Here is a 16,493-nt window from a genome sequence, read left to right as displayed (position 1 = left end):
CTCAGGCTTGTGGTGCGGGTGTTGGTTCGCCGATCGACAGCATCAGGCGGTTTGCCCAGTTGAAGAACGCAGCGCCATGCACCACGTCGGAGATTTCCTCGTCCGACAATCCCGCTTGCCGCAGGCGGTTGACATGGTCTTCAGCGAAAGACGGAGGCGTGGATGTCAGTGCGACGGAGGCCGCTATGATGGCATTCCAACGCTCTCCGAGATCAGCAGTGATGCCCTCGTCGAGAAGTTTCTGGATATCTGCTTCACGCTTCGAAAAGTGAGCGGCAAAACGGGCATGGACAGATGCGCAGAAGATGCAGCCATTGGAACGCGACGCGGCGGTGGCGGCCAACTCGCGCTCGGCGCGAGGAAGACCGTCCTTCGTGTTGTAGAAAATGTCGTTGTCAGTCTTCGTCCGGGCTTCCAGAATATCCGGATCACGCACAAGAAGGGCAAAGTAGGGCGATTTGGCACGAGCGCGATCGACCAGCGCTTCGTAGTCGCGGTCTGTCAGTTCAGTTTCCTTGAGCGGCGGCAGCCATGGTGTCCAGCCAATATTGTCACGTGTAAAGGCGACAGGTGGTGTTTCGACGATCGGCTCGATGATGCTGTTGGTCATGATGATCTCCGTTAGGCGGCCAGAACCTTGAGGCCCGCGACGACGCGGATCTGGAAAGCGAGAAAAGAAACAAGCTGCGACAGGGTGACGACACCGGTAGCACTCCAGCCGGCAGACAGGAGTTTTTGCAGATGCGCCGGCTCTGCATCGCGAGGATGAAGGACGAGCAGATGTGCATGTTCGAGAGCTGCCGCCAGCCGGGGGGTGAGTGCCTTGCGTTCAACATCCGACAGATGCAGTGTTGGTCCTGTGACATCCTCCTGGCTCAACGGTCCGGACGGATAATGGCCGTAAGGACCGCTTGCCTTGATGGTGTCTGCGGCCGCCTTCACCAAAGGCAACAATGTTGCACCCGTCTCTGTCTGGGAGAGTTTTCCGGCGTAGAATTCGGCAATCTTCCACTCACCATGCAAGGCGGCGACAAACGTCGCTATGGCGAAGCGTTCGGTCAGCGATACCTCGCTTTCATCTTTCGGTGAAAAGAGCGCAAGCCAGCTTCTTTGTGCATTCTCTTTGGTGATAGGTCGCCGGTTGCGCAGGGTATCGCCGTGCGAACCTGGTTTAATGCCCAGGAGATGATCGATGATGTCTATGGTTTCGGTCATGGGGTGTCTCTTTCCGTCTATTGAGCAGCGATCAGATGAGGTGGTGAGGAACGGGTCCAGCCGAGGGCCGGCGCGACTTCGGCCGCAATCAATTCGATGGAGCGAAGAATATCCGCGTGTGGAGGGTCAACCGAATGCACCTGGAAGGTAATGTCGGTCACACGTGCCAGGGCACTGTCTGCCTTCAGCGACGCGATCACGTCATCAGGGGTACCAACGTGCGTATCCAGCGCCCTTGTAAGATCTTCGATTGTGCTGCCGGGAATCTTGTGGCCGGCCGCGGCAAAACGATCGGCCACACGTCGAAGGCCGATCTCCGCAAGGTCGAGGGCGCGCCGGCGGTCATCGGCAACAAAGAGGCTGCGGGAGCCAAGAATTCGGGGAGCACCGCTTTGCGGCAAGGACGACAAATAGGCGTCTATGATGGGGTTTTGGATGTCATCAAGCTTTGCATCGGGAAAGCCGACCGGCCGAGGCTGCGTCCGCGACAGCATCAATCCATGTCCGCTGCGACCAGCGAGCTGCGCTCCAGATGTGGAGAAGGTTGCAAGCCAGACACGGTTCAAAAGATCAGGGACAACAGGATAGAGATGATTTTCGCCCTTGAGAGGTTTTCCCTGCCAGGCGTCATAGAGGGTTGCGAGCTTTTCCGCGTAAACTTCACCCTTCTTGTCCGGATCAATTCCAAAGGCTTCGAAGGATTCCCGCGTTCCGCCTGTCCCGAACCCGACCTCAAGCCGCCCGTTGGATAGGAGATCCAGAACCGCCGTGTCTTCTGCGACCCGGAGAGCATTCTCCATTGGCAGGGTAATCACGCCCGTTCCAAGCCGGATCGACGAGGTTTTAGCCGCGACATGGGCAAGAAAGACGGTGGGAGAGGGAAGGCCGCCTTCATCGGCATGGAAGTGGTGCTGTGCGATCCATGCACTGTCAAAACCGTGTGTTTCGGCGTGGATGATCTGCTCCGTCGCCAACCGGTAACGTTCGCCAGCGGGTACGTCATCGAGAAGGCGCGTGAAAAATCCCAGGCGTTTGCTGGTGGGTATCTGATTGGTCATGAGTGCAATCCTGCTGCGGCTGTTTGCCGGCTTGCGGCAGTCAAATGAAGCGCCTTTCCGGGGATCGCTTCGATAAGTTCGCGCGTGTAGGCGCTGGACGGATTGGAGAACACATTTTCCACTGGCCCGTAGTCCACCTGTTTGCCGTTATGAAGAACGGAGACCGTGTCGGCGATCTGCCGTACAACGGCGAGATCGTGGGACACGAAAACATAGGTCAGGCCCAGATCTCTTTGCAGTTCAGCCAGGAGATTCAGAATTTGTGCCTGAACCGTTACATCCAGCGCGGAGACGGCCTCATCGAGAATGACCACTTCTGGTTCCAGGATCAGAGCGCGAGCAATTGCCACACGCTGACGTTGCCCGCCGGAGAGGGCGTGGGGAAATCTTGATAGAACATCCGCGGGAAGTCCGACCTTCTCGATGATCGCTCGGACACGGATGTCTCGCTCATCGCGCGGTATCTTATCGAAATTCAGTAGCGGCTCCTCGACAATCGCCCGAATGGTCTGACGCGGATCCAGTGACGCCCAGGGATTTTGATAGACGAGCTGGACCTTGCGTCTTAGTTGCCGCAGCGCTTCGGATCGAAGGCTCGCAATATCGATGCCGGCGATCTGCACATCGCCGCCGCTTGGCTTCTGAAAGCCGGCGATCGTTCGGATCGTCGTTGTTTTGCCCGAGCCGGATTCGCCGACAATGGCATGTGTCGTGCCGCGTGCGACGCTGAAAGAAACGCCGTCAACGGCGCGGAAATTTCTGTTTCCCGTCAGACCGAAAGTCTGGATGAGGTCCGTGACTGTAACGATTGCCGGCTGTTGCGACGGCATCGGGGACCGGGCTGGCACAGATGAGAGTGCGGGTGCGTCCGACAGAAGCTTGCGTGTATATGCACTGCGTGGTGCTGACAGAACCTCCTTTGTCACACCCTGCTCCTGAATTCGCCCGCCCTGTAGAACGACAATCCTGTCGGAGCGATCTGCAGCGACGCCGAGATCATGTGTCACCAGCAACAGAGCCGTTCCATACTCGCGACGAAGATCGTCGATGAGATCAAGAATGCGCTTTTGGACCGTGACATCCAGTGCTGACGTCGGTTCATCGGCGATAATGAGTGCGGGTCTGAGCGCGACGGCGATGGCGATCAGCACGCGCTGTTTCATGCCGCCGGACAACTCGTGCGGATATTGCCTTGCTCGCAATGCGGGATCAGAAAGACCGACCTGGGTCAGCAATTCGATGACGCGTTTGTCTGCTTCCCGCCGCGAGATCCGTCCATGAATACTGAGCATCTCGCGGACCTGCTCGCCGATGGTCAATACCGGGTTGAGTGAGTTGCCCGGGTCCTGAGGTACAAGGCTCACCACCGTGCCCCGGATGTTTCTCAGCCGTTTTGCACTCCAATGGGATATCTCTTCTCCATTGATGCGGATGGATCCGGCTTCGACGCGACCGTTATCGGCAAGCAAACCGATGACAGCCTGTGCGGTTGATGTCTTGCCGGAGCCACTTTCCCCGACCAGGGCAACGACTTCGCCAGGATGGACACTGAAAGAGACACCATGGACCACAGTCGTACGATCGGAGGGACCGGCATAAGATATCTGGAGATCCCGGACATCGAGGATGGGTGCCGCTGCTGTCGCAACGACGGTTTCAGGCACAGGAATGCTCATGGCGCCTTCTTTCCGATAGATTGGCTGATACGATTGGCGGAAAGAACGACCGCGACGACGATGAGGCCGGGCGCTGCAGTCAACCACCAGGCGGTCGCCAGGTAATTGCGCCCTTCCGCTATCAACAGGCCCCATTCGGGTGTGGGAGGTGGAGCACCGTAGCCAAGGAAACCGAGTGTCGAAATTTGCAGGATTGCCCAACCGAATTGAACGGCCGTGTAGGCGACGACTGACGTGAGGGAATTCGGCAGGATATGTCGCCAAAGGACCTTGCCAAACGTGCCGCCGCTACCGAATGCCGCCTCCACATATTCCGCGCCGCGGACCCTGATGACTTCCGAGCGCATCAGGCGCGCAAAGCCGGCGATGGCTGTGGCACCGACGGCGATTGCCGCGTTCATGGTTCCGAAGCCGAGCAGAATGATGATGCTGAGTGACAGCAACAGCGTCGGGATCGACAGCAAGACGTCGACAAATCGCATCAGTATTTCGTCAAACAGTCCGCGAACCGATCCGGCAAGAAGGCCGAGCACTGTCCCTGCAACAAGACCGACACCCACGGCTGCTATCGCACCGGAGAGCGAGTTGACGGCACCGTAGACGATGCGGGCAAAAAGGTCGCGGCCGAGTGAATCCGTCCCAAGGAGATGCACGGCCGACGGCGCTTTCAACTGCCCGCCGGGAACCCCGAGCAACGGATCGTAAGAGGTGAACAAGCCCGGCGCGACGGTCCAGAGAAGAACGAGACCGATTACAAACCATGCAAGCGCCAGGCTGATGGGGAAACGTACCAACCTGCTGGTCAGGCTTTTTTGTCCGCGACCGGTTTGATTTGCCGCTGCCTTCGGGAGGATATCGTAGTTATCGGCAGTGGTCATTTGCTGTTTCCGTTCGTGGTTCTCAGGCGCGGGTCGAGAAGTGGGTAGGCAAGATCCACAGCGAGGTTGATGGCGACGAAGGCGGCTGCCGAAATCACGACGACAGCCTGAAGAACGGAGAGGTCCTGATTGCTGACAGCTTTTTCCGTTAGTCCGCCGATGCCGTTCAGCCCGAAGACTGTTTCTGTAACAACTGCGCCGGCAAGCAACTCGCCGAACAGAACCCCGGCAATTGTGAGGGTCGGTAGCAGCGCATTTCGGGCAACGTGCTTCCAGAGCAGACGGCTTTCGCTCGCGCCCTTGGCGCGGGCCACCGACACGAATGGACGCGTGCGAATTTCGTCGATGTTGCGGATGAGGATCTGCGCGAGTGGAGCCGCGATTGGTACAGCAAGAGTGGCGACCGGCAAAGCCAGGCTTTCCCAGGGGCCAGGGTTGATGACAGAGACCAGCTTCAGCCTGAAGGAAAAGATCTGGATGAGCATGATAGCCAGCCAGAACACCGGTATCGAAATGAACAGCGCCGGTACCGACTGGATCGCATTTCGCAGCCAGGCGAAGGGCGCCATTGACGAAAGGAATGCGATCAGCACAGCCAAAAGAACCGCGGCGGCGAATCCAAGGCCGGCCAGTTTCAATGTCGGCGGAAGATTGGTTGCAAGTTGTGCTGAGACGGATACTCCTGCCTGGAGAGAGTACCCGAAATCACCCCTCAGGAAGTTGGTGAGCGTACTGAAATACTGCACGAACACACTGGAATCGACCGCGTAGGATTGTCTGATCTCGCGGATCTGATCGGCGCTGAGCCCAAATTCTGGGTTCAGAAATTTGATCAGAACGGCGTCGCCCGGCATCGCCTGCAGCAGAACGAAAGACAGCGTGAATGCGGCCCAGAGTACGAGCAGCGCCTGGCCGACCCTTCCGACGACATATCTTGTCATATTGCGTCTCCGGAAAACGGGGCGGCGTGAGCGCCGCCCCTGAAAGGCTTACTTGTCGAGCCAGGTGCTGTAGAAAGAAGGCCGACCCACGGCTTCGAACGCGACGCCCTTGACATAGGGAGCGCCGGCGAATGCCTGTGGTTCCTCAAAAAGCGGCACCGCGTAAGCCTGTTCCAGCACATATGCCTGAGCATCTTTGACGGCGTTCAGACGTTTCTCGCGATTGGGTTCAGAGGCAATGTCATCGAGAATGGCATTCAGCTTGTCGTCTGAGAAGGATTTTACCTTGTCGCTGGTCCCGCCCTTTTGCAGCAGCAGATTTCGGTTGGTCGGGTAATACTGGCTTTTGACGACATCCGGATCGGCGCGACCTACCATGGCCACAGCAACAGGTGTTTTCGCCGGATCGAGTTCATCGACCGTCTTGCTGCCGGCATCGCCCGCGAGCACGTTGAATTTGACGCCGATTTTTGCCCACTGCTGTGCGATCAATTGCAGCGTCGCCCGGCTCTGAGGCTGCGGCAAAGACTCGTATCCTGTCAGGACGAGCTGCTGGCCATCCTTGGCACGAATGCCGTCCGGTCCGAGCTTGTAGCCTGCCTCATCCAGGAGGGCTTTCGCCTTTTCTGGATCGTACTGAAGCTTGTCGGTCTGCGGTACATAACCGATGGCACTCGACGCGAGGATCGAGGTAGCCTTTGGATAATTCTTTGAAAAGATCGTGGAGATGATCTCGTCGCGATTGACAGCGAGAGACAGACCCTGGCGGACACGGAGGTCGGCAACAAGCGGGTTGTCGGCGCGGAAGACAATGGAGTTGTTCACGCCGCGCGTGCCGGGGGCGTAGATATTGAAGCCTTGGGTTTCCACCTGAGGCTCATCATAGGCCTGGATCTGGCGAATATAATCGGCCTGTCCGGCGAGAAGCGCGCCAATACGAACGCTGTCTTCTCCGGTGATGATGTACTTGATACCATCGAGATAGGCGCGGCCCTGATGATCAAGCTTCGCAGGTCCCCAGTTGTAGTCCTCGCGCGCTTTGAGATCGAGCGACTTGCCAAGCGTCTCAGCCGAAACAACGAAAGGGCCTGAGCCGATGATCTTGGTTGCGTCGCCAAGCTGTTCAAAGGGAAGCTCAAGTGTCTTGAGCGACACGATGCCGGAGCCAATGACGGATGTACCCTGAAGGAAGCCAGGTGAGGGCTTCTTGAAATGGAACTTCACTGTCAGTGGATCGATGACTTCGCTGCGATCATAGTTGTTGACGACTTCGGAGACAGGCTGTTTGAGCGCCTTGTTGCCCAGTCCGAAGGTGTCGAAGTTCTTGGCGACCGCCGCAGCGTCAAGTGGGGTGCCATCAGAAAAGGTAATTCCCGGGCGTAGTTTGAATGTGTATTCCGTTGCATTATCATTGACTTGCCAGGTTTCGGCCAGCCATGGTTCAATCTCCAGCGTTTTGGGATTCTGGTAGGTCAGCTTATCGGTGATCTGGTTGAGAATACCGCCATTCGGATAAAAACCGCCGGCTGGCGGGTAGAGATTGGTGTGTGCCTGTTGCTCAAGATAGACAAGTGTTCCGCCTTTGACAGGTTGATCAGCCGCGCTGCTTTGCGATGTCAGGGCGGAGGCAGCCAGGAGGCCAAGGCTTAGGGCAATAATTTTTCGATAAGGCGTCATCGGCAAAATCCGTCGTTAATGGTTTGCCGATCCTATGAGGAAAACTGATAAATCTATCGATTTTATATTCTATTTTCCTGTCAAGCTACGGAATGTTCTTTTGTTGATTTTTCGCAATGAGGAACTGCTTTTCGCGGGCGCGAAAACCCAGTCAGGGGTGCGGGCAGTTATCTAGGTTGTCATCGTTACGCTGTGCATCAGTCAGGTCGGCAGACGACATTCTCATCACCATCATACCGTGGATCAGTCGAGACCTATGAGACGGCGAATATCTGCAGCGGTAGCGCCTGCTGTTTTGAGTGCGGCAAGACCAGTGCTGCCTTCACTTTTCGAAAGCTTGCGTCCGTCAGATCCCAGGATCAACCGATGGTGATGATAGAGTGGGGCGGGCAGATCAAGCAATTGCTGCAACAGCCGGTGGATGGCGGTCGCAAAAAATAGGTCCATGCCTCTTACAACATGGGTAATGCCTTGCAGTGCATCGTCCAGCACAACGGAGAGGTGATAGCTCGACGGCGCATCGGAGCGAGACAGAATGATGTCGCCCCAGACCGCGGGATCAACGGCAATTTCTCCCGTTTCACCATCACCGCTTTCTCGCCAGAAGAGCGAAGCGCCCGCTGTTGCTATTGCCTTTTGCATATCCAACCGCCAGGCAATCTGTCTTCCCGATGAGAGCAGTGCGGCGCGATCGGTCGTTGATCGCTCCCTGTCGATCGATGGATAGTGTGGCGCACCATCAGGATCGCGGGGCCAGATTTTGCCATCCGCTTCATGAGCCCTGACGAGCGTCTTCGTTTCGCCGCGACTTAAAAACGCCGGGTAAGCCAAGCCTGCGTTTATCAGGTTCTCAAGTGCACGGCGATATTCGTCGAAGTGCTCGGATTGGCGGCGAACCGGCTGCTCCCAGTCAAGTCCAAGCCAATGGAGATCGTCGTAGATCGCTTCTTCGAAATCCGGTGTGCAGCGCGTCCGGTCGATATCCTCTATACGCAGCAGAAACCGTCCCCCGGCTTCCAGAGCCATATCGTGGTTCAGGAACGCGGAGAAGGCATGTCCCAGATGCAAGGGACCGTTTGGGCTCGGTGCAAAACGATAAACAGGCTTTTGACGGGCGGGCGAAGGCATGGTTTCTTCTGCCATGTTTTGTAGCGCTTCGCCATCCGGCTTGAAATAAGCGCAGTCATGGTAGGCGTAAATGAAGATTATCAGGGGTATCGACGAGATCAGCGAAGGTCTTGATCATCTTGTGCGTCTCGATCCACATCTCCAGCCAGTCGTCGAAAAAGCCGGGTCGCTGGAACTGCGTCTTGCTGAACCAGGTTTTTCGGGTCTGGCCCATATCGTCGTGTCACAAATGGTGTCCCGTGCCAGTGCCAACGCAATATGGGGCCGGATTGTCGCGGGAACGGGTAAAGTCACTGCGGAGAACTACCTTGCTGTCTCGTCAGAGCTGCGTGCCGGTTTTGGCCTTTCAGGCGCCAAGGCGCGCACGTTGGAACGTTTGGCCGAGGCTGTCATAACCGGTGAGATCGATCTAAAGGCTGTCAGTCGGATAGAGGCGCCTGACGCACTTGCACAACTGACAGCTTTACGCGGCATCGGTCCCTGGACGGCTGAAGTTTATCTGATGTTTTGCGGCGGACACCCCGATATTTTTCCGGTGGGGGATGTGGCTCTAAGAGCGGCGGTTGGACACGCGCTGGTGCTGGAGAACCGGCCGGAGGCAAAATGGCTGATGCAGCGTGCCGAGGTTTGGACGCCATGGCGATCAGTTGCGGCCCGTCTGTTCTGGGCATATTACGCCAGTGTCATGCGGCGCGATGCGATACCATTGCCTTGATCGTCAGTAGTCCACGATCTGATAGGGCAATGGGCCACGAGAACGGTGGTCGACATGCAGTTTGCGCTTCAATGGCGGCACGGCACGCTGCACGCAATCGACACGCTCGCAGACGCGACAGGACACACCAATGGGTTTGAACGAGGAGGCGTTGGCGAGATCCAGTGTGTCAGCGTAGACGAAATTGTCCGCATGGGAAATTTCACAGCCCAGTGCGATGGCATAACGTGGTCTGTCGGCATCGAAACCGGCGCTTGCCTTCTCGATCTGTGTGGCGATGGACAGATAGCGCACCCCATCCGGTGTTTCGGCAAGCTGGCGAACGATGCGGTCAGAGCTCTCAAATGCCTGATGGATGTTCCATAGCGGACAGGCCGCACCAAAACGGGCAAACTGCAACTTTGTCGCACTGTGTCGCTTGGTGATGTTGCCGGCCCGGTCGATCTTGGCAAAAAAGATCGGGACGCCCTTCATGCCTGGCCGCTGCAGCGTGCTGAGCCGATGAGCAACCTGCTCCAGACTGGCGCCAAAACGCGCCGACAGCAGCTCCAGGTCGTGACGTAGCTCTTGGGCCGCCCGGTGGAAGTGGCGGTAGGGCAGAACAAGCGCCGCGGCGAAGTAGTTATGAAGTCCGATGCGACAGATTTCTTTCGCTTCCGTTGTCCGCAAACCAGCATTCGACAAGACACTCTCGATTGCGTGACCGGCATCAAGCTGGGCGATCTGCAACGCCACCTGAAAGCTGCGCGTCGGTAGAGGCGCATAAGCGTTAATTGTCAGCGTCTTTCGTTCTGGATCGAAGCGCCGGATCAGGGTGCCGGCTGCATCCGCTCTTTCAATGCGGATGGCATGGTTTTCACGCAGATGGGCAGAAAGGATGCCGTAGGTCTCACCGCCATCGATTTCCAGCTGGTTTGCCAGGTTCTCGGCAAGTGTGTCGATTTCATCGACATAGTTGTCAACGAAATGAAAGAAGTCTCTGACCTCCTCGTATGGCGTGGTTTCCACCTGAGAGGCACCTCGTCCCAGGCTTTCATCCAGACGAAGCAGTTGCTCGCTGTTCTGGCGATAGGCCTGATGGGCACGCAACAATGCGTGCGCGAAACCTGGGGCGTTTTGGGCGATTAGCTTCAATTCCTGCAAGCCTGGCTCGTAGTTCAGGAAAAGAGGGTCTTTCAGGGCTTCTCGGACGGCCGATACGAGGCGGTCACTCTCGCCCGCCGAAAGTTCGGCCATGTCGAGCTGAAATTTTTCCACCAGGGTAACGAGGACAGCCGCCGAAACCGGGCGCTGGTTGTTTTCGATCTGGTTTAGGTAGCTTGCCGAAATGCCGAGCCTCTCTGCAAACTGTGCCTGCGTTGTGCGGGCGTTCTCGCGCAGGCTGCGCACTTTGCGGCCAATGAAGAGTTTTTCTGTCGCCATGTTTGCAACTTTGCAAATTTCAATATTGCAAATATTTATTGCACACATACGCACACGATCAAGCCTTCTTCGCAGCTTCATTCTCGGCTATTGATACCCTTGCAAATTGCGTGGAGGAAACATGTCAGGCATCATCGACCAACTGGAAGCCCGCCGAGCCGAAGCACGGATGGGAGGCGGCCAGAAACGCATTGATGCGCAACATGCCAAGGGCAAACTTACTGCCCGTGAGCGTGTCGAGGTGCTTCTTGATGAGGGGTCCTTCGAAGAATACGACATGTACGTCACGCACCGTGCGGTGGATTTTGGCATGGCGGACCAGAAGATCGCTGGTGATGGCGTTGTGACCGGCTGGGGGACTATCAACGGGCGGCAGGTTTACGTCTTTTCACAGGACTTCACCGTGCTCGGCGGCTCTCTTTCCGAAACGCATGCGCAGAAGATATGCAAGATCATGGATATGGCGGTTCGAAACGGCGCGCCTGTCATAGGTCTCAACGACAGCGGCGGCGCGCGTATCCAGGAAGGTGTCGCTTCCCTCGGCGGTTATGCCGATGTGTTCAAGCGCAATGTCGTGGCCTCCGGCGTCGTGCCGCAGATTTCGGTAATCATGGGGCCGTGCGCGGGCGGAGCGGTCTATTCTCCCGCCATGACTGACTTCATTTTCATGGTCCGTGATACGTCCTACATGTTCGTGACGGGACCGGACGTAGTAAAGACTGTGACCAATGAGATTGTTACGGCTGAAGAGCTTGGCGGTGCATCGACCCACACAAAGAAATCTTCGGTTGCTGATGGTGCTTATGAAAATGATATCGAGGCGCTGGAAGCTGTGCGCGCTCTTTTCGATTTCCTGCCGCTGAACAATCGCGACAAGCCGCCGATCCGTCCGTTTTACGACGATCCGGCCCGGCTTGAAGCGCGTCTCGATACACTGATCCCGGATAGTTCCAACAAGCCCTACGACATGAAGGAGCTGATCCACGCGCTGGCCGATGAGGGCGATTTCTTCGAGCTTCAGGAAGCTTTCGCCAAGAACATCATCACCGGTTTCATCCGTCTCGAAGGCCAGACGGCTGGTGTTGTCGCCAACCAGCCGATGGTGCTTGCCGGTTGCCTGGACATTGACAGTTCCCGCAAGGCAGCACGCTTTGTCCGTTTTTGCGATGCCTTCAACATTCCGCTCCTGACATTGGTCGATGTGCCTGGCTTCCTGCCGGGAACGGCGCAGGAATATGGCGGCGTGATCAAACACGGCGCCAAGCTGCTCTTTGCTTATTCGGAAGCGACCGTACCAATGGTCACGCTGATTACCCGCAAGGCTTACGGTGGTGCCTATGATGTCATGGCGTCGAAACATATTGGTGCTGATGTGAACTACGCCTGGCCGACAGCAGAAATCGCGGTTATGGGCGCAAAGGGGGCTGCTGAAATCCTCTACCGGTCAGAGCTTGCCGATCCAGAAAAGATTGCTGCCCGCACCAAAGAATATGAAGAGCGCTTTGCAAATCCCTTTGTTGCGGCAGAACGTGGCTTCATTGACGAAGTCATCATGCCACATTCATCGCGTCGTCGCATTGCGCGTGCCTTCGCTGCCTTGCGCAACAAGCAGGTCGAAACCCGGTGGAAGAAACATGACACGATACCGCTATGAAGAAGGCGACCTTTAAAAACGCTTCGGCAACCTTACTATAGTGATGTTGAGGCGTCCGGTTTGATCCGGCGCGGTCTTTCAGAAGCACAAGGACAGATTTCATGGCCGAGAATTCCCCCGCAGATAATTTCCCCGCCGGTTACGTGGTGCCGAAGGTCTGGACCTGGGACAAGGGCAATGGTGGTGCGTTTGCCAGTATCAACCGGCCGATCGCCGGTCCGACGCAGGAGAAGGAATTGCCTGTCGGCAAGCACCCCTTGCAGCTTTATTCGCTGGCAACACCGAACGGCCAGAAGGTCGGGATCATGCTGGAGGAATTGTTGGCTGCCGGTCACAAGGGTGCCGAATACGATGCATGGCTTATCAGGATCGGCGACGGCGATCAGTTTGGCTCCGGTTTTGTCAGCGTCAATCCGAATTCAAAGATTCCTGCATTGATGGATCACTCCACGCCGGAACCAACACGGGTGTTCGAGAGTGGCTCCATTCTGGTCTACCTCGCAGAAAAATTCGATGCGTTTCTGCCTAAGGAACACAAAGCCCGTACAGAAGCTTTGAACTGGCTGTTCTGGCAAATGGGCTCTGCACCATTCCTCGGTGGCGGTTTTGGTCACTTTTATGCCTATGCGCCGATCAAGATTAAATACGCCATCGACCGTTACGCGATGGAAGTGAAACGCCAGCTCGACGTGCTCGATCGGCATCTGGCTGAAAACCGCTATCTGGCAGGAAGCGATTATTCTATCGCCGACATGGCTGTCTGGCCCTGGTATGGCAAGATTGCACTCGGTCAGGCCTATGGCGATGCAGGTGCATTCCTTGAAGCGGACGGCTACAAGAACGTCATGCGCTGGACGCTGGAGATTGGCGAACGCCCTGCTGTAAAGCGCGGGTCCATGGTCAACAAGACCTCGGGCGATCCGTCAGAGCAACTGCATGAACGCCACGATGCCTCTGACTTCGATACGAAGACGCAGGACAAGATCGGCAAGGCATGATCAAAGCGCCTCTCGCAAACGTGCGATGGGTTAGGCGAGAACGGCGCGCAACGAAATAAAGCTGAAAGCATGTCGCGAATCTGAAAGACCGCGACATGCTCTAGAAGACGAAAAAGGGAAAGACCATGGCGAACCTGCCTGAAATGACCAAGCATAGGGGATTTCCGTCCGGCATGCCGAGCACGGGCGTCCAGTTCACGATACGTCGCGCCAATCCAAAAGGGGTGACGCCTATCAAGATGATTCCGAGAAGGGCACGCAACGATACCAAGGAACACCGCATCGACGCTGCCTTCCTGCACTCGCTCTGGCATCATTTCGGCGCCGAACCATTCGAGCGCGGTAATCTCGATGCCGCCCGCCTCAACCTTCTATTTGGCCGTGAGGTCGTGGCCGCAGATAAGAACTTCGATCCGCTTTCATACCAGGCAATGCTGAGGATCGACGAACGTGTTGCGCGGCAGAATTTCCCGGAGTCTTTCGAGAACTTTTTCGAGATTTGATGTAGTTGCCCGCCAGCAAGGACCACGGTTCGATGTCGACAAACACCAGCAAGTTCCTGAGTTATGTTCTGCGCCACGCACCGCAAAGCATTGGCTTGACGCTGGATGGGCAAGGCTGGGCCGAAGTCGACGATCTGCTCGCAAAAGCGAATGAGGCGGGAACATCAATTGATGAGACAACCCTCCGCACGATCGTTGCCGAAAGCGACAAGAAGCGTTTCACTCTTTCGGACGATGGTCGTCGTATCCGTGCTGCCCAAGGTCATTCGGTCGTGGTCGACCTTGGTCAACCGCCGGTCGCGCCCCCATCGACGCTTTTTCACGGGACGGCGACGCGGTTTTTCGATGTGATCATGCTTCAAGGATTGCGGGCGGGTAGCCGTCAGCATGTTCACCTTTCTGCCGATCGGGCAACAGCTTATGCGGTCGGTCAGCGGCACGGCAAGCCGGCAATTCTGATCGTCAATTCTGGCCGCATGCATGCCGATGGCTACAGTTTTTATCAGGCTGACAATGGTGTCTGGCTCACCGATGCGGTTCCTGTCGCGTATCTCGCATTGACTGAAAATGACGTCGCGGGAGGCGACGGCAAATGATCAAAAAAATTCTCATTGCCAATAGAGGCGAAATCGCCTGTCGGGTTATCAAAACGGCGAAGAAACTGGGGATCGCCACAGTTGCGATTTATTCCGATGCCGATGCCAATGCGCTGCATGTGAAAATGGCGGATGAGGCGGTCCATATCGGACCGGCGCCCTCTTCTCAGTCATATATCGTCATTGAGAAAATTCTCGATGCGATCAACAAAACCGGCGCGGATGCCGTGCATCCAGGCTACGGGTTCTTGTCGGAAAATGCGGCATTCGCCGAGGCTCTGGAAAAGGCGGGTGTGACCTTTATCGGTCCACCGGTCGGTGCCATCAAGGCAATGGGTGACAAGATCACCTCCAAGAAGCTGGCGGCTGAAGCGGGTGTTTCGACCGTACCCGGCCATATGGATTTGATCGCGGATGCCGATGAGGCGGTGAGAATTGCTACCGAGATCGGTTATCCGGTCATGATCAAGGCATCCGCTGGTGGTGGCGGCAAGGGCATGCGCATCGCCTGGAATGATACAGAGGCACGTGAGGGGTTCCAGTCTTCGAAAAACGAGGCGAAGGCCTCCTTTGGCGACGACCGTATCTTCATTGAAAAGTTCGTGACCGAACCGCGCCATATCGAAATTCAGGTCTTGGGGGATAAGCACGGGACAGTGCTCTATCTCGGCGAGCGCGAGTGCTCCATCCAGCGTCGAAATCAGAAAGTCATCGAAGAGGCACCATCTCCGTTTCTGGATGAGACGACACGCCGCGCGATGGGTGAGCAGGCTGTGGCGCTGGCGAAAGCTGTGGGCTATCACTCTGCCGGGACTGTCGAATTCATCGTCGATGGCAAGGCGAACAAGTTCTATTTTCTTGAAATGAACACCCGTCTCCAGGTGGAGCATCCCGTTACCGAGCTTGTGACGGGCATCGATCTGGTCGAACAGATGATCCGTGTCGCATCCGGAGAAAAACTGACCTTCCGTCAGGAAGAGGTGACATTAAACGGCTGGGCGGTCGAAAGCCGTCTTTATGCGGAAGATCCCTATCGTAATTTCCTGCCATCGATCGGCAGGCTGACCCGGTACCGTCCACCGCAGGAAGGATCTCGGGACAACGGTACTGTTGTCCGCAACGACACCGGTGTTTTCGAGGGCGGCGAAATCTCGATGTATTATGATCCGATGATAGCAAAGCTCTGCACGTGGGCGCCGGATCGTTTAACTGCCATTGATGCAATGGCGGATGCATTGGATCGGTTTGAGGTCGAAGGCATCGGTCATAACCTGCCGTTTCTTTCTGCAGTCATGCAGCACGAGCGTTTCCGCGACGGCCGTCTGACGACCGGCTTCATCGCCGAGGAGTTTCCGGATGGTTTCACCGGGGTTGATCCTGACGAAGCGACGACGCGAAAATTGTCGGCGGTAGCCGCTGTGATCCATCAGCGTCTTCAGGCCCGAGCAGTCGAGATTTCCGGGACCATTGGCAACCACCGCCGTATCGTTGGCAATGACTGGATCGTGTCGTCTGGTGTATCGTCAAACCACCGGGTCGGAGTTGAGGCAAACGCCGATGGAGGCATTGCCCGCTTCGAGGACAATGAGGCGCTGACGGTCTCTACCAGTTGGTTGCCGGGGCTGACACTCGGCCTGTTTAAAGTCGCTGGTGAGGTTTTTGCCATTAAGGTTGATCTTACTGTTTCAGCCATTCGGCTTCGGCTGCAGGGTGTCGATGGGCTTTTCCGGGTCCGTAGCCCTCGCGTCGCAGAACTCGCGCAACTGATGCCGGAAAAGCTGCCGCCGGATACATCGAAATTGCTTTTGTGCCCCATGCCCGGGGTCATCACAGGCATCTCGGTTCAGGAGGGAGAAGATGTCGAAGCCGGTCAGGCACTCGCGACTGTCGAGGCGATGAAGATGGAGAATATCCTTCGTGCTGAAAAGCGCGGACGCGTTTCAAAAGTTGCTGCCAAACCGGGTGACAGTCTCGCTGTGGACGAAATCATCCTGGAATTCGAATAGCTGGGAACGGATTTAGGGCACGGGCG

The 16,493-nt window shown here is 56.6% G+C and carries 15 protein-coding genes; 6 read left to right on the top strand and 9 right to left on the bottom strand.

The genetic code is table 11. The features are described 5' to 3' along the window. Position 1: 1 nt before the first annotated feature. The 8 genes from HWX89_RS06360 to gluQRS all read right to left on the bottom strand — a co-directional run bounded on the left by HWX89_RS06360 (position 2) and on the right by gluQRS (position 8,588). On the bottom strand, positions 2 to 610 hold the full coding sequence (locus tag HWX89_RS06360) for an alkylhydroperoxidase domain protein (RefSeq protein ID WP_138795880.1): 609 nt from the start codon (positions 608 to 610) through the stop codon (positions 2 to 4). A gap of 11 nt (positions 611 to 621) precedes the next feature. After that, entirely contained in the window at positions 622 to 1,215 is a 594-nt protein-coding gene (locus tag HWX89_RS06355) for a CMD domain protein (protein ID WP_138795881.1), read from the bottom strand. Positions 1,216 to 1,232: 17 nt separating this feature from the next. After that, complete coding sequence (locus tag HWX89_RS06350) at positions 1,233 to 2,273, bottom strand: putative FMN-dependent luciferase-like monooxygenase (RefSeq protein WP_138795882.1); 1,041 nt, start codon at positions 2,271 to 2,273, stop codon at positions 1,233 to 1,235. After that, entirely contained in the window at positions 2,270 to 3,949 is a 1,680-nt protein-coding gene (locus HWX89_RS06345; protein WP_138795883.1) for a dipeptide ABC transporter ATP-binding protein, read from the bottom strand. Before HWX89_RS06345 ends, HWX89_RS06350 begins: the two co-directional genes overlap by 4 nt. Further along, positions 3,946 to 4,827, bottom strand: coding sequence for an ABC transporter permease (locus HWX89_RS06340; RefSeq protein WP_138795884.1), 882 nt, complete (start codon positions 4,825 to 4,827; stop codon positions 3,946 to 3,948). Before HWX89_RS06340 ends, HWX89_RS06345 begins: the two co-directional genes overlap by 4 nt. Then, the gene (locus HWX89_RS06335; RefSeq protein ID WP_138795885.1) at positions 4,824 to 5,768 is read right to left on the bottom strand and encodes an ABC transporter permease; all 945 of its coding nucleotides are present in this window, start codon (positions 5,766 to 5,768) and stop codon (positions 4,824 to 4,826) included. The genes HWX89_RS06340 and HWX89_RS06335 overlap by 4 nt, the downstream gene beginning before the upstream one ends. A gap of 48 nt (positions 5,769 to 5,816) precedes the next feature. Next, a complete protein-coding gene (locus HWX89_RS06330) occupies positions 5,817 to 7,445 on the bottom strand; it encodes a TIGR04028 family ABC transporter substrate-binding protein (protein ID WP_138795886.1) in 1,629 nt (542 codons plus the stop codon). A 243-nt stretch (positions 7,446 to 7,688) separates the two neighbouring features. Continuing rightward, positions 7,689 to 8,588, bottom strand: coding sequence for a tRNA glutamyl-Q(34) synthetase GluQRS (gene gluQRS / locus HWX89_RS06325; RefSeq protein WP_138795887.1), 900 nt, complete (start codon positions 8,586 to 8,588; stop codon positions 7,689 to 7,691). A gap of 55 nt (positions 8,589 to 8,643) precedes the next feature. On the opposite strand from gluQRS, the gene HWX89_RS06320 reads away from it, so the two are divergent. Next, positions 8,644 to 9,288: a DNA-3-methyladenine glycosylase family protein gene (locus HWX89_RS06320; protein WP_138795888.1), complete on the top strand. Its 645-nt coding sequence runs from the start codon at positions 8,644 to 8,646 to the stop codon at positions 9,286 to 9,288. A gap of 3 nt (positions 9,289 to 9,291) precedes the next feature. On the opposite strand, the gene HWX89_RS06315 is transcribed toward HWX89_RS06320, so the two are convergent. After that, complete coding sequence (locus HWX89_RS06315) at positions 9,292 to 10,710, bottom strand: helix-turn-helix domain-containing protein (RefSeq protein WP_138795889.1); 1,419 nt, start codon at positions 10,708 to 10,710, stop codon at positions 9,292 to 9,294. Positions 10,711 to 10,831: 121 nt separating this feature from the next. Between HWX89_RS06315 and HWX89_RS06310 the strand changes: the two genes are divergently transcribed. From HWX89_RS06310 to HWX89_RS06290, 5 genes are all read left to right on the top strand, one after another. Further along, complete coding sequence (locus tag HWX89_RS06310; RefSeq protein WP_138795890.1) at positions 10,832 to 12,364, top strand: acyl-CoA carboxylase subunit beta; 1,533 nt, start codon at positions 10,832 to 10,834, stop codon at positions 12,362 to 12,364. 101 nt (positions 12,365 to 12,465) lie between these two features. Continuing rightward, positions 12,466 to 13,362, top strand: coding sequence for a glutathione-dependent disulfide-bond oxidoreductase (yghU, locus tag HWX89_RS06305; protein ID WP_138795891.1), 897 nt, complete (start codon positions 12,466 to 12,468; stop codon positions 13,360 to 13,362). Positions 13,363 to 13,487: 125 nt separating this feature from the next. Beyond that, positions 13,488 to 13,865: a hypothetical protein gene (locus tag HWX89_RS06300; RefSeq protein WP_138795892.1), complete on the top strand. Its 378-nt coding sequence runs from the start codon at positions 13,488 to 13,490 to the stop codon at positions 13,863 to 13,865. 32 nt (positions 13,866 to 13,897) lie between these two features. Further along, entirely contained in the window at positions 13,898 to 14,461 is a 564-nt protein-coding gene (locus tag HWX89_RS06295; protein WP_138795893.1) for an RNA 2'-phosphotransferase, read from the top strand. After that, complete coding sequence (locus HWX89_RS06290) at positions 14,458 to 16,467, top strand: acetyl-CoA carboxylase biotin carboxylase subunit (RefSeq protein WP_138795894.1); 2,010 nt, start codon at positions 14,458 to 14,460, stop codon at positions 16,465 to 16,467. The genes HWX89_RS06295 and HWX89_RS06290 overlap by 4 nt, the downstream gene beginning before the upstream one ends. The last annotated feature ends 26 nt before the right edge of the window (positions 16,468 to 16,493 follow it).

It is taken from the genome of Rhizobium sp. RM (assembly GCF_013390595.1).
In the GTDB taxonomy this organism is placed as follows: Bacteria; Pseudomonadota; Alphaproteobacteria; order Rhizobiales; family Rhizobiaceae; genus Agrobacterium.
This window is presented reverse-complemented; position numbering and strand designations above follow the sequence as displayed.

Bases quoted from the DNA above. Each gene is read 5' to 3' on its own strand.
- HWX89_RS06335 (WP_138795885.1), bottom strand. From the start codon at position 5,768: ATGACAAGATATGTCGTCGGAAGGGTCGGCCAGGCGCTGCTCGTACTC.
- HWX89_RS06350 (WP_138795882.1), bottom strand. From the start codon at position 2,273: ATGACCAATCAGATACCCACCAGCAAACGCCTGGGATTTTTCACGCGC.
- HWX89_RS06310 (WP_138795890.1), top strand. From the start codon at position 10,832: ATGTCAGGCATCATCGACCAACTGGAAGCCCGCCGAGCCGAAGCACGG.
- HWX89_RS06360 (WP_138795880.1), bottom strand. From the start codon at position 610: ATGACCAACAGCATCATCGAGCCGATCGTCGAAACACCACCTGTCGCC.
- HWX89_RS06320 (WP_138795888.1), top strand. From the start codon at position 8,644: ATGAAGATTATCAGGGGTATCGACGAGATCAGCGAAGGTCTTGATCAT.
- gluQRS (WP_138795887.1), bottom strand. From the start codon at position 8,588: ATGGCAGAAGAAACCATGCCTTCGCCCGCCCGTCAAAAGCCTGTTTAT.
- HWX89_RS06300 (WP_138795892.1), top strand. From the start codon at position 13,488: ATGGCGAACCTGCCTGAAATGACCAAGCATAGGGGATTTCCGTCCGGC.
- HWX89_RS06295 (WP_138795893.1), top strand. From the start codon at position 13,898: ATGTCGACAAACACCAGCAAGTTCCTGAGTTATGTTCTGCGCCACGCA.
- HWX89_RS06345 (WP_138795883.1), bottom strand. From the start codon at position 3,949: ATGAGCATTCCTGTGCCTGAAACCGTCGTTGCGACAGCAGCGGCACCC.
- yghU (WP_138795891.1), top strand. From the start codon at position 12,466: ATGGCCGAGAATTCCCCCGCAGATAATTTCCCCGCCGGTTACGTGGTG.
- HWX89_RS06290 (WP_138795894.1), top strand. From the start codon at position 14,458: ATGATCAAAAAAATTCTCATTGCCAATAGAGGCGAAATCGCCTGTCGG.
- HWX89_RS06315 (WP_138795889.1), bottom strand. From the start codon at position 10,710: ATGGCGACAGAAAAACTCTTCATTGGCCGCAAAGTGCGCAGCCTGCGC.
- HWX89_RS06330 (WP_138795886.1), bottom strand. From the start codon at position 7,445: ATGACGCCTTATCGAAAAATTATTGCCCTAAGCCTTGGCCTCCTGGCT.
- HWX89_RS06340 (WP_138795884.1), bottom strand. From the start codon at position 4,827: ATGACCACTGCCGATAACTACGATATCCTCCCGAAGGCAGCGGCAAAT.
- HWX89_RS06355 (WP_138795881.1), bottom strand. From the start codon at position 1,215: ATGACCGAAACCATAGACATCATCGATCATCTCCTGGGCATTAAACCA.